Source organism: Cellulosimicrobium cellulans (assembly GCF_006539945.1).
Classification (GTDB): Bacteria; Actinomycetota; Actinomycetes; order Actinomycetales; family Cellulomonadaceae; genus Cellulosimicrobium; species Cellulosimicrobium cellulans.
Genome location: NZ_BJNZ01000013.1, coordinates 40,475 through 53,410, shown reverse-complemented (window position 1 = coordinate 53,410; position 12,936 = coordinate 40,475). Strand labels below are relative to the sequence as shown.

Genomic DNA, 12,936 nt, shown 5'->3' with positions numbered 1-12,936 from the left:
GTGAGAGCCACCGGGGTCCTTCCGGTCTGCGGGTTCGTGGTCACTTGCGGGCCTCGCGCACGAGGAGCCACACGAGGTAGGCGCCGCCGACGCTCACGGTCACGACGCCGACGGGGAGCTGGGTCGGGGCGAACGCGCGCTGGGCGACGAGGTCGCTCGCGGCGAGCAGCACGGCGCCCATGACGGCGGCGGGGAGGATCCGCACGCCCGCGGCGCCCGTGAGGCGGCGGGCGAGCTGCGGGGCGGCGAGCGCGACGAACGCGATGGGCCCGGCCGCCGCGGTCACGAGCGCCGTGAGCGCGACACCGACGATCACCAGGGCGAGGCGCACCCGCTCGCTGCGCAGGCCGAGGGCGGCCGCGGCGTCGTCCCCGAGCTCCAGCAGCCCCATGCGCGGCGCGAGCCACACGAGCGGCAGCGCGAGGAGCGCCGCGAGCACGCACGCGGGCACCGCCTGCGCCCACGTCATGCCGTTGAGCGACCCCGCGCCCCACACGGCGGCCGCCATCGCGGTCTCGAGGTCGGCCTTGACGATGAGCCACTGGTTGACGGACGCGAGCATCGCGGACACGGCGATGCCGACGATGATGAGCCGGAACCCCTGGACCCCGCGCCGGTACGCCAGGAGGTACACGACGCCCGCGGTGACGATGCCGCCGACGAGCGCGCCCGCCGCGACGCCGACGTACCCGCCACCGAGCAGCATGATGACGACGAGCGCGCCCGTGTACGCGCCGGTGTTGAACCCGATGACGTCGGGGCTGCCGAGCGGGTTGCGCGTGAGGGACTGGAAGATCGCGCCGCTCGCGCCGAGCGCCGCGCCGAGCACGAGCGCCATGAGCGCGCGCGGCAGGCGCCACTCCACGACGACCATGTGGACGGGGCCGTCGGCCGCGCCCACGAGCGCCTGGAGCACCTGCGGGACCGTGAGCGGGTAGTCGCCGGTGGTCAGCGCGACGACGCCGATCGCGAGCGCGACGAGCAGCAGCACCCCGCAGACCCCGAGCGTGCGCAGGTCGAGCCGTAGGCTCGCGCGGCCGCCGAGCCCGCGCACGACGCGCGTGGGGCGGCCGAAGTCGACGCGGTGCGCGCCGCTGCCGCGCACGGACGGGTCGACGGGCGCGTCGTCCCGGACCGGGGCGCTCACAGCCCGCTCGCCTTCGAGCGGCGCACGAGCGCGATGAGGACGGGGGCGCCGACGAACGCGGTGACGATGCCGACCTGGAGCTCGCCCGGCGTGACGACGACGCGGCCGACGACGTCGGACACGAGCAGCAGGACCGGCGCGAGCACGGCCGAGTACGGGAGGATCCAGCGCTGGTCGGGGCCGACCGTCCAGCGCGCGACGTGCGGCACCATGAGCCCGACGAACGCGATCGGCCCGGCGGCCGCCGTCGCGGCGCCGCACAGGAGCATCACCGCGACGCCGACGAGGATGCGCGTGCGCCCGACGTGGGCGCCGAGCGAGCTCGCGAGGTCGTCGCCGAGCGCGATGGTGTTGAGCGGGCGGGCGACGACGAGCGCGATGACGAGCCCGACCACGACGAACGGCGCGATCGTGCCGGCCATCTCCGTCGTGCGGCCGGCCAGCGACCCGGCGCCCCAGAAGCGCATGCGGTCGAACGCCGCGGGATCGAGCAGCGTGATGCCCTGCGAGATGCCGCCCAGGACGGCCCCGAGCGCGACGCCCGCGAGGGTCAGGCGCACCGGCGTCGCTCCCCCGCGCCCCTGCGACCCGATGGCGTAGACCGCCACGGTCGCGACCACCGCCCCGGCGAACGCGAACCAGATGAAGGACTGGATGTCCGTGAAACCGAGGAACGCGACCGCGAGCACGACGGCGAACGCGGCCCCGGCGTTGACGCCGAGGATGCCCGGGTCTGCCAGCGGGTTGCGCGTCATGGCCTGGATGAGGGCGCCCGAGACGCCGAGCGCGGTCCCGACGAGCAGGCCGACGATCGTGCGCGGCAGCCGCAGGTCGCGGACGATCACGTGGTCGCCCGAGCCGTCGTACCCGGTGAGCGCGTCCCAGACGGTGCCGAGCGGGACCGGCTTGGAGCCGACGACGAGGCTCAGCACGACCGCGAGCGCGAGGACCACGACGGCGACGAGCAGCCCGAGGCTGCGCCCCGCGTTGGTGCGGGCGACCCCGGCGGGTCGGTCGTCGCGGTCCGTCGCGGGCCGGAGGGTCCCGTCGGGGACGCCGACCGGCGCGTCGGCGGTCGCGGGCGAGGTCATGGTGCTCGGATCTGCTCGGGGGCGCGTGCCCGGTCGGTCGTCGGCGGGTGAGGTTACCCTCACCTTAATTCACTCCCGGGTGGGCTCGGCAAGACGGTGCGTCGAGCCGTCGGGGTGACTCCCCTCACGGCTGGGCCGCGCCCCGGCCGACCCTCCGGGGCCCCGCCACGGGCGTGCCACGGCTCCTGACAGCGTTTCCCCGTCCCGGACCGGCGTGTGCGAGAGTGGCCGCATGACCTCGCACGTCCCCGTCGCCGCCGACCACGTCGTCACCGTCGACGACCAGGGTCGCCGGACCGGCACCTTCGAGCGCGCCGCGGTCCACACGACCGAGACGCCCCTCCACCTCGCCTTCTCCTGCTACGTGCTCGACGACGCGGGCCGCCTCCTGCTCACGCGACGCGCCCTCGCGAAGCGCACGTGGCCGGGCGTGTGGACCAACTCCTTCTGCGGCCACCCGCGCTGGACCGAGACCACGGAGGAGTCGATCGTCCGCCACGCGCGCCACGAGCTCGGTCTCGAGATCGCCGACCTCGAGGTCGCGGTCCCCGGGTTCCGCTACCGCGCGGTCGACGCCTCCGGCGTCGTCGAGAACGAGATCTGCCCGGTCTACGCGGCGCGCACGGCGGGCACGGTCGAGCCGAACCCCGACGAGGTGATGGAGACCGCCTGGGCGGATCCCCGCGACGTCGCGCTCGCCGTCGCCGCCACGCCGTGGGCGTTCAGCCCGTGGATGGTGCTGCAGGTCGCGGCCCTCGGCGCCGTGAGTCCCGCGGGCGACGGACCGACGGCGCGCGTCGCCGCGGCGTTCCGGCCCACCTCCGCCTGACGCCGTCGGCCGACGGCCCGCGAGACGCTCAGCGCGTCGTCTGCGGGTGTCGCGTCCGGGCGCTGCGCAGCCGCTCCGGGACCGCGAGGCGGTCCGCTCCCTGCGGGGAGACCTGCACGGGCCGCGCGGGCAGCGCCAGCGCCTCGACCTGCTCGGACCCGGGCGCGCCCGCCGCGCGAGCGGCGTCCCCCAGCGCGCGGACCGCCTGCTCCTGTCGGCGCGGGTCGCGGGCCGAGAAGACCCAGAGGTCGACGGCGGTCGCCGTCGCCAGGTCGACGGGCAGCCCTCGGGCCGCCGCCTGGCGGAGCACGGTCGGCGCGACCGCGACGAAGGTCACGGCGCGACGCGACCAGAGCACGGTGCGCGACGAGGTCGACACGCCGCGGTCGGTGACCAGCAGCCCGAGGGTGCGCGCGCTCGCGACGGCGGCGCGCACGGTCCGGACGTCGAGCGCGGCGAAGGGGATCGCGACCGGGCGCAGGAACGGGGCGAACGAGCCGACGAGGATCCCGTGGTCGAGCACGACCAGCTTCTCGGACCCGAGGAACCAGAGGATCACGGCGGCGATCGCCGCGAACGACGGCAGGAGGTAGCTGATCGCGGCGGGCCCCGCGTTCCCCACGAGCGCGGGCCCGACGGAGAACACCAGCACCACGACGACGGTCACCGCCCACGCCGGGGCGTTCGGCGTCGCCGCCGACACGTGCCGGACCGTGCCGAGGCCCGACCGCGCCGCGTGATGCCGGACCTTGCGTGTCGCGCGCGCGCCGGTCGCGGGCGGCGCCGTCGGCCCGCTCATCGACCGAGCAGCTCGAGAGGGAGACGGCGGACCGTGGCCGCCCCGATCTCGGACAGCGTGAGCGAGGTCGGCGCGCCGTCGGCCCCGTGCTCGCCGCCTCGGACGGCGTACACGCCGTCGGGGGTCGCGTACACGCTGACCTGCTCCAGGACGTCGGAGCCCGCGCGCACCGCGCCGAGCGTCGTCACGGCCAGCGCCCCGGCCAGCTCCGGGAGGGTGGGTGCCTGGGCCGCGAACTCGTCGGGCGTGAACGACTGGGAGCGCCCGTCGAGCAGGGCCTTCGCGCCCGGGTCGACGAACACGGCGAGCCGGCCCGCGAGCTCGGCCAGCGGGTAGACGCTGAACGCGTGGTGGCCGCTGGGCGCGACCTCCTCCTCGAGCACGCGGTCGTCCTCGTGGAGGTAGACGTACACCCAGTGCCGTCCGAGCGACGTCGTGCGCTCGACGGACAGGATCGCGGTCGCCGTGCGGCGCAGCACGAGCGGGCCCGTGATCTCCGGGACGGCCTCGATGCCGACTGCCGGGCGGCCGTCCACGGGCTCCGCCGCGGCCGCGTCCTCGGTCGGCACGACCATGCCGCGGGCCAGGAGCGAACGGAGCGCGACGCGGCCCACGAGCGCGCGGTCGGCGCCCTCCTGCGCGTCGAGCCACGGGACGGCCACGAGCTGGGGGTTCTGGAGGCCGTCGAGGATGACGATCTCCTCGTCGGTGAGCGTCACGACGTGCGTGACCTCGCCCGTGGTGGCCCGCTCCAGCGTGCGCTCGGCCGCGGCGATGTCCGACGTGGACCACCGCATGGTCTGCTGGGTCACGAGAAGAGCCCTCCGACGAAGTCACCGGCGGCGGAGAGACCGTCGCCGATCGCGTCCCCGACGTCGGACGCGACGTCCCCGATCGTATCGACCGCGTCGCCCGCGAAGTCCGTCACGTTGTTCCACCCGTCCGCGAGGTACGGGCCGGGGTTCGTGGCGAACCCGGAGATCGCGTCCCAGTTGTCGACGACCAGGTTCCCCAGCGCCCAGGCGCCCGCGACGACGCCCGCGCCCACCACGATCCCGATGCCCACCGGGTTGGTGAGCATGCCGGCCATCATGAGCATGGTCCCGGCGCCGCCCACGACCGAGAGGCCGCCCATGACGCGGTCGACGCCGCCCCGGACGCCGTCGTACTCGGTGTTGAACATCTGGTTGACGCCGCCGATGACGCCGAACAGGCCGCCGACGCCGCCCGCGAGACGGCCCGCGGTCCCGAGCCCCCCGAGCAGCCCCATGGCGTCGTCGAGGACCATGCCGCGTGCGAAGACCGACGCGCTCGCGGCGGCGTCGGACAGATCGGCGAGGCGGCTGGCCTGCAGGAACGCCGTGAGCGACTGGCCCACCTTCCAGCTCTTCCACCCGGCCAGGCCGAGCGAGACCGCGCCCCACGCCGTCGCGCCGACGTCCCAGATCGACCCGTCGAGCGGGGTGCCCCCGCCGAGCGGCCCGCCGCCGGGGCCCGTGGGCACTCCTGGCCCGGGCACGCCGGGGGACGGGATCGTGCCGCCCTCGGTGCTCGTCAGGTACTGCTGGTCGGCGTTGCGCAGCACCGCCTGCGACGCCTCGGCGAGCGTCTGGCTCACCCCGCGCAGGAGCGCCACCGAGGAGCCGGTCCACTCGCCCCGGAACTGGTCGGCGTCGCCGCCCTGCCACCGGCCGGCGGCCTCCACGAGGCCGCTGACCTCGGACGTCGTGCTCACGAGCTGGTCGGAGGCGGAGCGCAGCGACTGCGCGAGCCTCCTCAGCTCGGTGACGTCGGCGCCCCACATCCCGCTCACGTCGTCCTCGTCCCCTCGCCGGTCGTCAGGTCGGCCGCCGCCGCTCCGGTGGTGGCCGGGCGCGCCGAACGGGCATCCGGGAGGCTACCGCGTCGACGCCGCCCGAGGCGATGGGGAGGACTCCCCGTCGGGGCTCCGGCCCACCCGGCGCGCGCGTTCGGCTCCGGCGGCCGCGCGGGTGACAATCGAGGCATGCCTGCCGCGGTTCCCGAGACTCCCGACACCTCCGCCCGGGCGGCCGACGTGCCCGTCCCCGCCCGGGACGCCTCGTTCGAGGAGCACGTGGCGTGGGCCCGCGCCGTGCCCGTGGTCGGGTTCGACCTCTCGCCCGTGGCGGAGCGCGTGGTCGAGGACCCGCTGCCGTGGGACTACGCGGCGCTCGCGCGCGAGCTGGTCGGCAGCGGCCGCGGCCCGGTGCTCGACCTGGGGACCGGCGGCGGCGAGCTGCTGTCCACGCTCGGGCCGCTGCCCGCCGGGTCGGCGGCGACGGAGGGCTGGGCGCCCAACCTGCCCGTGGCCCGACGCCGGCTCGAGCCCCTGGGCGTCGACGTCCGGCCGGTCGAGGGCGACGAGGAGCAGCTCCTGCCGTTCTTCGACGGCCAGTTCGCGGTCGTGCTGGACCGGCACGAGGAGTTCGACCCCGACGAGGTGCTGCGCGTGCTCGAGCCGGGCGGGGTGTTCCTCACGCAGCAGGTCGACACCCGCGACGGCCTGCGCCTCAACACCGCGCTCGGCACGGAGCTCCCGTGGGACCCGGACTCGGTGACGCTCGAGGCGGCGGTCGAGGTGCTGCGGGACGCGGGCTTCGTCGTCGACGTCGCGCGCGAGCACGAGGGGCTGCGCCGCTTCCGCGACCTGTCGTCCGTGCTCTGGTACCTCAAGCTCATCGCGTGGCAGGTGCCCGACCTCGCGTCGTTGTCCCCCGAGGCGGTCGCCCGGTACGAGGCGCCGCTGCGCGCGCTGCACCTGCACCTCGCCGCCGGCCACGAGTTCGTCGACGAGGCCCCGCGCTTCCTCGTCGTGGCCCGCAAGCCCTTTGGCGTGAGTGCATGAAATAGTCGCGTCCGGACGCCGATGGCGCGACTATTTCATGCACTCACGGGGTGTTCGGGCGGGGTGGGGCCGTCGAGTCGCGGACCACGAGCTCGTGGTCGGTGCGCTTGCGGCGCGGGCGGCCCGACGGCGGCCGGAGCGCCAGCTCGAACGCCGTCGCGCCTATCTCGCTCATGGGGAGGCGCACCGTGGTCAGCGCGGGCGCGAGGTCCTGGGCGACCTGGATGTCGTCGAACCCCGTGACGGACATGTCGCGCGGCACGACGACGCCGCGCTCGCGCAGGAGCGAGAGCACTCCCGTGGCCATGGCGTCGTTGAGCGCGAGGATCGCCGTCGTGTCCGGGCGCTGGGCGAGGATGCGCTGCGTGGCGTCGCGCCCGCCCTCGCGCGTGAAGGGCGCGTGCACGACGAACAGGTCGTCCGGGTCGAGGCCGTGGGCCGCGACCGCGCTCCGGATGCCGGCGGTGCGGTCGGCGACGGTCGTGAGCCGCTCGGGCCCGGCGGCGATCGCGAGGCGCCGGTGGCCCAGGCCGAGGACGTGGTCCGTGAGGCTCGCGGCCGCTGCCTCGCTGTCCGGGAGCACGGCGTCGCTGTGCAGGTGGTGGCGTCCGATGACGACGACCCGGCCCCCGGCCTCCTGGAACGCCTCGAGCTCGCGCGCGGCGTCGGCCTCCATCGCGGGCTCGACGTACCCGGACCCGGCGACGAGGATCACGCCCACGCGGTGCGCGCGCATGAGCCGGATCTGCGTGACCTCGGCGCTGGGCTCGCGCTCGGTGTGGCTGATCTGGACGCTCCAGCCGTGCTCGGTCGCGACGCGCACGACGCCGCTCGCGATCTCGGAGAAGTAGGGGTCGCCGATCTCGTAGACCAGGAGCCCCGCGACCGACGTGGTGCCGCCCGCGAGCGTGCGGGCGTGCGGGTTGGCGATGTAGCCCATCTCCGTCGCGACCTCGCGGACGTGCTCCGCGAGCACCTCCGAGACGCCGTCGCTGCCCGACAGCGCGCGCGACGCGGTCGCGAGCGACACGCCCGCGCGCTCGGCGACGTCGACCAGCCGCAGCGCGCTGCGACCCTTCGTGGCCCGACCCTCTCGACGCACCCCTGCTCCGCTCGTCCGTGCGTCGCCCGGTCGGCGGCCCGAGGGCCCTCCCCGACGTGACGCTTGCCACATCCGCTGTCCGCACCGTACTCTAGCGGAAGCGCTTACGAAAGCGCTTTCGCAAACAGGCAGTCTCGTACGGAGCAGTACGGCCTCAGGTCTTCACTACGACGAAGTAGGGAGAGTCACGTCCATGCATTCTCGGTCGACTCCACGGATGTCCACCCGCCCCCGCTCACGCCGCGCGCTCGCTCTCGCGGCCGGCGTGTCCGCGACGGCGCTCGTCCTCACGGCGTGCTCCGGCGGGTCCGACGGCGAGGGCGGAGGCGGCGGGTCCGACGACCCGATCGTCGTCGGTATCTCCCTCCCCCTCACCGGCGACTTCTCCGAGCCCGGCAAGGGCGTCCAGCGCGGCTACGAAGCGTGGGCGCAGTTCGTCAACGAGGACGGGGGCCTCCTCGGGCGACAGGTCGAGCTCAAGATCCTCGACGACCAGTCCAACGCGGACCGCGTGGTCCAGGACTACGAGGCGCTCATCGCGCAGGACGAGGTCGACCTCGTGTTCGGGCCGTTCTCCACGCGCCTCGTCGTGCCGAGCGCCCGCGTCGCCGAGGAGTACGGGATGCTCTTCGTGGAGCCGGCCGGCGCCGCGAACGAGGTCTTCGAGCAGGGCTTCGAGAACCTCTTCTACGCCGCCCCCGCCGTCGCCGACGACCACTACAACTACCTCGCGGACCACATCCTCGACATGCCCGAGGGCGAGCGTCCGCAGACCGTCGCGGTGGCCTCGATGGACGACCCCTTCGCCCAGGGCACGGCCTACGGCCTGCGCGACAAGCTCGCCGACGCCGGTCTCGAGATCGTCGTCGACGAGGTCTACCCGCCCAACACGACCGACTTCTCCTCGATCGCCGCGAAGATCAACGACTCGGGCGCGGACATGGTCATCGGCGGCACGCAGTACCAGGACGCGGTGAACCTCATCGTGGCGCTCCAGCAGCTCAACTACCAGCCGCAGCTCGCGGCGTTCTCCACCGCGCCGACCAACCCGGAGTTCTCCGCGGCGATCGGATCGAAGACCGAGGGCATCCTCTCGCCCACCGGCTACACCGAGACCGCGAGCTGGGAGTCCAACGTCGACTTCGTCGAGCGCTATACGGAGCTGCACGGCAACCCGCCCGGCGAGGACGAGGCCAACGCGTACACGACCGGCCAGGTCGTCGCCGCCGCGGTCGAGGCCGTCGGCTGCGCCGAGCAGGGCGACTGCCAGCAGGAGCTCGTCTCGTGGCTGCGCAGCAACGAGGTCGAGACCGTCGTCGGGCCGCTGACCTGGGACGAGACGGGCAAGCCGCAGGGCGCCCACCTCATCCAGCAGTACGTGGACGGCGAGATCCAGATCGTCCTGCCGCAGGACGCCAAGGAAGCCGACTTCGTCTTCCCCAAGCCGGCCTGGTGATCACCTCGTGACAGGAACGCTCCTCTTCCAGAGCCTCGTGCTCGGCGTGCTGCTGGGAGGGCTCTACGCCCTCCTGGCAGCGGGCCTCACCCTGTACTTCGGCGTGATGCGCGTCGTGATGATCGCCCACTCGGCGTTCCTCATCCTCGCCGCGTACCTCGCCTGGTTCTTCAACCAGCAGACCGGCATGGACCCGCTGCTGTCGCTCGTCATCACCGTGCCGCTGTTCTTCCTCGTCGGCGTGGGCATGCAGCGCCTGCTCATCACGCGCCTGCGACCCGCGACGCTCACGATGATGTCCGTCCTCCTCACGTTCGCCGTCGCGCTCTTCATCGAGGGCATGATCGGCTTCGTCTGGAGCGGCACGCAGCGGCGCATCCAGCTCCCGTACTCGGGCGCGAGCATCGAGTTCTTCGGGGCGCGGATCGCCGTCGTGAAGCTCGTGGCCTTCGGGCTCGCGGCGCTCTCCCTCGCGCTGCTGTACCTGCTCATGAAGCACAGCCGGTTCGGCCAGGCGCTGCGCGCGACGATCCAGCACCGCGAGGCCGCGCAGCTCGTCGGCATCAAGACCGACCGCGTCGCGGGCTACGGCTTCGGCCTCGGCCTCGCGACCGCCGCGATCGGCGGGACCGCGCTGTCGCTCGACGCGACGATCTACCCGTCGCTGCACTGGCACTGGATCGGCCCGCTCATGGCGATCATCGTCGTCGGCGGCCTGGGCTCCATCCCGGGCGCCGCGATCGCCGCCATGGTCCTCGGCATCGGCCAGAGCCTGCTCCAGGTGCCGCTCGGCACCACGTGGGCGCAGACCATCTTCTACGTCGCCCTGTTCGCGACGCTGATGCTGCGGCCCCAGGGATTCTTCGGAGGTCGCCTTGCCCAACGCTTCTGACACCCGTCCCGCGAGCCGCCGCGCGGCCGCCCGCGCGGTGCCCGACGGCGCAGGCACGGCCTCGGCCGTCGTCGCACCCACCGCACGCCGCCCCTGGGGCCGCGTCGTCCGCCTCGCCGCGCTCGTCGTCCTGGCCGTGCTCGTCCTGGCCTTCCCGACCATGGCGCCGAACGCCTACATCCTGTCGGCCGGCATCGTCGTCCTCAGCTATGCGTGCACCGCGACCGCCTGGAACTTCATGGGCGGCTTCACGGGCTACGTCTCGCTCGGGCACGCCGCGTTCTTCGGGCTCGGCGCCTACGGCACGGGCCTGCTGATCCGCGACCTCGGGCTCCCGAGCTTCGTCGCCTGGCTCGTCGCCGGCGCGCTCGTCCTGCTCATCACCATCCCCGTCGGGATCGCGGCGCTGCGCGTGCGCGGCGCGTCGTTCGTCATCGTGTCGATCTCGTTCGTGCTCATCCTGCTGCTCGTCTTCCAGGCGTGGGGATCCTTCACGGGCGGGTCCGACGGCCTCGTCGTCCCGCGCCCCTTCCCGGACCTGCTGCGGCCCGAGCACCACCGCACGTTCTTCTACCTGTTCGCCGCTCTGCTGGTCGTCATGCTCGTCGCGTGGTGGGCGATCGACCGCTCGCGCTTCGGCACCGGGCTCAAGGCGATCCGCGAGGACGAGGACAAGGCCCAGGCGCTCGGCGTCCCGACGCGCAACTACAAGCTCGTCGCCTACGTCGTCTCCGCGACCTTCACCGGCCTCGCGGGCGGCATGTACGCCCTGTGGTTCGGCGACCTCGACCCGATCTTCCAGTTCTCCATCATGCTCGGCTCCTACATGGTGCTCATGGCCCTCTTCGGCGGCGTCCGGCACCTCTTCGGCCCGCTCCTCGGCGCCGTCGTCGTCGGCACGGGCCTGGAGTACTTCAAGCTCGAGTTCGGCGACACGCAGTTCCACCTCGTCGCCACCGCCCTGCTGCTCGGCGTCGTCGTCCTCTTCATGCCGGACGGGATCATCCCCGCGGCCCAGGCCCTCTTCAAGCGCTTCGGCCCGCAGGACTCCTCGATCCGCGAGATGACCGCGGCCGAGCTCCTCGAGCGCAACCGCGCCGCGGCCGGCGAACCGGCCACGGAGCCGACCGGAGAGCCGACCGCCGCCGTCGTGCAGCAGGGACAGCACGCGGACGGTGACCCGACCGCGGAGGCCACGGGAGAGGAGAAGGACCGATGAGCGCGACGACCGCACCCCCGACGACCCGCAACCTCGAGACCGCCGGCCTCACCAAGTCGTTCGGCGGCGTCCACGCCGTCCGCGACGCGACGGTCACGTTCCACCACGGCAAGATCAACGCGCTCATCGGCCCGAACGGGTCGGGCAAGACGACGTTCTTCAACTGCGTGACGGGCATGATCAAGCCGGACTCCGGCACGGTCACGTTCCGCGGCGAGGACATCACGCGGCGCGCGCCGCACAAGATCGCGCGCGCCGGGATCGGGCGCAGCTTCCAGCTCTGCCGCGTGTTCCCGCGCATGACCGTCCTCGAGAACATGCTCGTCGCGGTCCGGCGCACCAAGGTACGCGAGCTGCTCGGCGGGGCGCGCAACCCCGAGGAGATCGACAAGGCGCGCGCGCTGCTCGTGCGCGTCGGCATCGACCACCTGGAGAACGTCGAGGCACGCAACCTGTCCTACGGGCAGCAGAAGCTGCTCGAGCTCGCGGGCGTCCTCATGGGCGACCCGGACACGATCATGCTCGACGAGCCGGCGGGCGGCGTGAACCCGGCGCTCATCGGGCGCATCGGGACGCTCGTGCAGGAGCTCAACGCCGAGGGCAAGACGTTCCTCGTCGTCGAGCACAACATGGACATGGTCATGAGCCTGTCCCACCACGTCATCGTGTTCGACCGGGGCCGGCCGATCGCCGAGGGCACCCCCGCCGTCGTGCAAGCCGACCCGCGAGTGCTGGAGGCCTACCTTGGTGTCTGACCCGACCCCCGGGACGGGGGCGAAGCAGGAGTACCTCCTCGAGCTGGACGACATCCAGGCCGGGTACGGCCGCGCGGCGATGGTGCTGCGCGGGCTGACCATCAAGGTCCCGGCGGCCACGGTCGTGTGCCTCGTCGGGCCCAACGGCGCGGGCAAGTCGACGGTGCTCAAGGTCGCGAGCGGGCTGCTCAAGCCGCGATCGGGCCGCATCCTCGTCGGCGGGCGCGACGTCACGGGCCAGGGACCGCAGGAGATGCTCACGTCCGGTCTGGCGCACGTGCTCCAGGGCCACAGCGTGTTCCGCGAGATGACGGTCGCGGAGAACGTGCTCCTCGGCGCCTACACCCTGCGCGACAAGCAGAAGATCGCGGAGCGCGTGGCGTTCGTGCAGAACCTCTTCCCCATCGTGGGCGAGCGGTGGAAGCAGCTCGCGGGCCTGCTGTCCGGCGGCCAGCAGAAGCAGGTCGAGTTCGCGCGCTCGCTCATGGTGAGCCCGGAGGTCGTGCTGCTCGACGAGCCGTCGATGGGCCTCGACCCCAAGACGACGTCGACGGTGTTCGAGCAGGTCGTGCGCATGCGCGACGCCGGCGTCGCGGTCCTGCTCGTCGAGCAGAACGCGCGTCGCGCGCTCGAGACGGCGGACGTCGGGTGCGTGCTCGACCTCGGGCGCGTGCACATCACCGGGCCCGCGCCCGAGCTCCTCGCCGACCCCCAGCTCTCCGAGCTCTACCTCGGCGGTCGGCCCGCCGAGCGCTCGCTCTCGCAGAACGGATGACCGCC

The 12,936-nt window shown here is 73.6% G+C and carries 13 protein-coding genes; 7 read left to right on the top strand and 6 right to left on the bottom strand.

Features of this window, described 5'->3' with window-relative positions:
• Window positions 1-40: 40 nt before the first annotated feature.
• Together fepG and CCE02nite_RS20760 are read right to left on the bottom strand one after the other, a co-directional pair.
• Window positions 41-1,105 (bottom strand): iron-enterobactin ABC transporter permease, encoded by a 1,065-nt coding sequence (gene fepG, locus CCE02nite_RS11405; RefSeq protein ID WP_141389800.1) that lies wholly within the window; start codon window positions 1,103-1,105, stop codon window positions 41-43.
• A 38-nt stretch (window positions 1,106-1,143) separates the two neighbouring features.
• On the bottom strand, window positions 1,144-2,238 hold the full coding sequence (locus tag CCE02nite_RS20760) for an iron chelate uptake ABC transporter family permease subunit (protein ID WP_141389756.1): 1,095 nt from the start codon (window positions 2,236-2,238) through the stop codon (window positions 1,144-1,146).
• 232 nt (window positions 2,239-2,470) lie between these two features.
• On the opposite strand from CCE02nite_RS20760, the gene idi reads away from it, so the two are divergent.
• Window positions 2,471-3,067, top strand: coding sequence for an isopentenyl-diphosphate Delta-isomerase (gene idi / locus CCE02nite_RS11395; RefSeq protein WP_141389755.1), 597 nt, complete (start codon window positions 2,471-2,473; stop codon window positions 3,065-3,067).
• A 28-nt stretch (window positions 3,068-3,095) separates the two neighbouring features.
• On the opposite strand, the gene CCE02nite_RS11390 is transcribed toward idi, so the two are convergent.
• From CCE02nite_RS11390 to CCE02nite_RS11380, 3 genes are read right to left on the bottom strand one after another with little or no spacing between them, the layout of a single operon-like run.
• Window positions 3,096-3,866, bottom strand: a complete 771-nt coding sequence (locus CCE02nite_RS11390; RefSeq protein ID WP_141389754.1) for a hypothetical protein — start codon at window positions 3,864-3,866, stop codon at window positions 3,096-3,098.
• Window positions 3,863-4,678, bottom strand: coding sequence for a hypothetical protein (locus CCE02nite_RS11385; protein ID WP_141389753.1), 816 nt, complete (start codon window positions 4,676-4,678; stop codon window positions 3,863-3,865). Before CCE02nite_RS11385 ends, CCE02nite_RS11390 begins: the two co-directional genes overlap by 4 nt.
• The gene (locus CCE02nite_RS11380; protein ID WP_141389752.1) at window positions 4,675-5,679 is read right to left on the bottom strand and encodes a WXG100 family type VII secretion target; all 1,005 of its coding nucleotides are present in this window, start codon (window positions 5,677-5,679) and stop codon (window positions 4,675-4,677) included. Before CCE02nite_RS11380 ends, CCE02nite_RS11385 begins: the two co-directional genes overlap by 4 nt.
• Before the next feature lie 192 nt (window positions 5,680-5,871).
• Here CCE02nite_RS11380 and CCE02nite_RS20480 point away from each other — a divergent pair, with 192 nt between their 5' ends.
• Window positions 5,872-6,732 (top strand): class I SAM-dependent methyltransferase, encoded by an 861-nt coding sequence (locus CCE02nite_RS20480; protein ID WP_170227295.1) that lies wholly within the window; start codon window positions 5,872-5,874, stop codon window positions 6,730-6,732.
• Between the two features lie 43 nt (window positions 6,733-6,775).
• Here the strand turns inward: CCE02nite_RS20480 and CCE02nite_RS11370 are convergent, their stop codons facing one another.
• Complete coding sequence (locus CCE02nite_RS11370) at window positions 6,776-7,834, bottom strand: LacI family DNA-binding transcriptional regulator (protein WP_255318814.1); 1,059 nt, start codon at window positions 7,832-7,834, stop codon at window positions 6,776-6,778.
• A 217-nt stretch (window positions 7,835-8,051) separates the two neighbouring features.
• Here CCE02nite_RS11370 and CCE02nite_RS11365 point away from each other — a divergent pair, with 217 nt between their 5' ends.
• Genes CCE02nite_RS11365 through CCE02nite_RS11345 form a run of 5 tightly spaced genes read left to right on the top strand, consistent with a single transcriptional unit; the run spans window position 8,052 to window position 12,931 of the window.
• Entirely contained in the window at window positions 8,052-9,290 is a 1,239-nt protein-coding gene (locus CCE02nite_RS11365) for an amino acid ABC transporter substrate-binding protein (RefSeq protein ID WP_174774911.1), read from the top strand.
• 7 nt (window positions 9,291-9,297) lie between these two features.
• Window positions 9,298-10,182 carry a branched-chain amino acid ABC transporter permease gene (locus CCE02nite_RS11360; protein ID WP_024841626.1) on the top strand — a complete coding sequence of 295 codons (885 nt, stop codon included), beginning with the start codon at window positions 9,298-9,300 and terminating at the stop codon, window positions 10,180-10,182.
• Window positions 10,166-11,401 (top strand): branched-chain amino acid ABC transporter permease, encoded by a 1,236-nt coding sequence (locus CCE02nite_RS11355; protein ID WP_255318813.1) that lies wholly within the window; start codon window positions 10,166-10,168, stop codon window positions 11,399-11,401. Before CCE02nite_RS11360 ends, CCE02nite_RS11355 begins: the two co-directional genes overlap by 17 nt.
• Window positions 11,398-12,156 carry an ABC transporter ATP-binding protein gene (locus CCE02nite_RS11350; protein ID WP_141389750.1) on the top strand — a complete coding sequence of 253 codons (759 nt, stop codon included), beginning with the start codon at window positions 11,398-11,400 and terminating at the stop codon, window positions 12,154-12,156. The genes CCE02nite_RS11355 and CCE02nite_RS11350 overlap by 4 nt, the downstream gene beginning before the upstream one ends.
• Window positions 12,149-12,931, top strand: a complete 783-nt coding sequence (locus CCE02nite_RS11345; protein WP_255318812.1) for an ABC transporter ATP-binding protein — start codon at window positions 12,149-12,151, stop codon at window positions 12,929-12,931. The genes CCE02nite_RS11350 and CCE02nite_RS11345 overlap by 8 nt, the downstream gene beginning before the upstream one ends.
• Window positions 12,932-12,936: the final 5 nt, after the last annotated feature.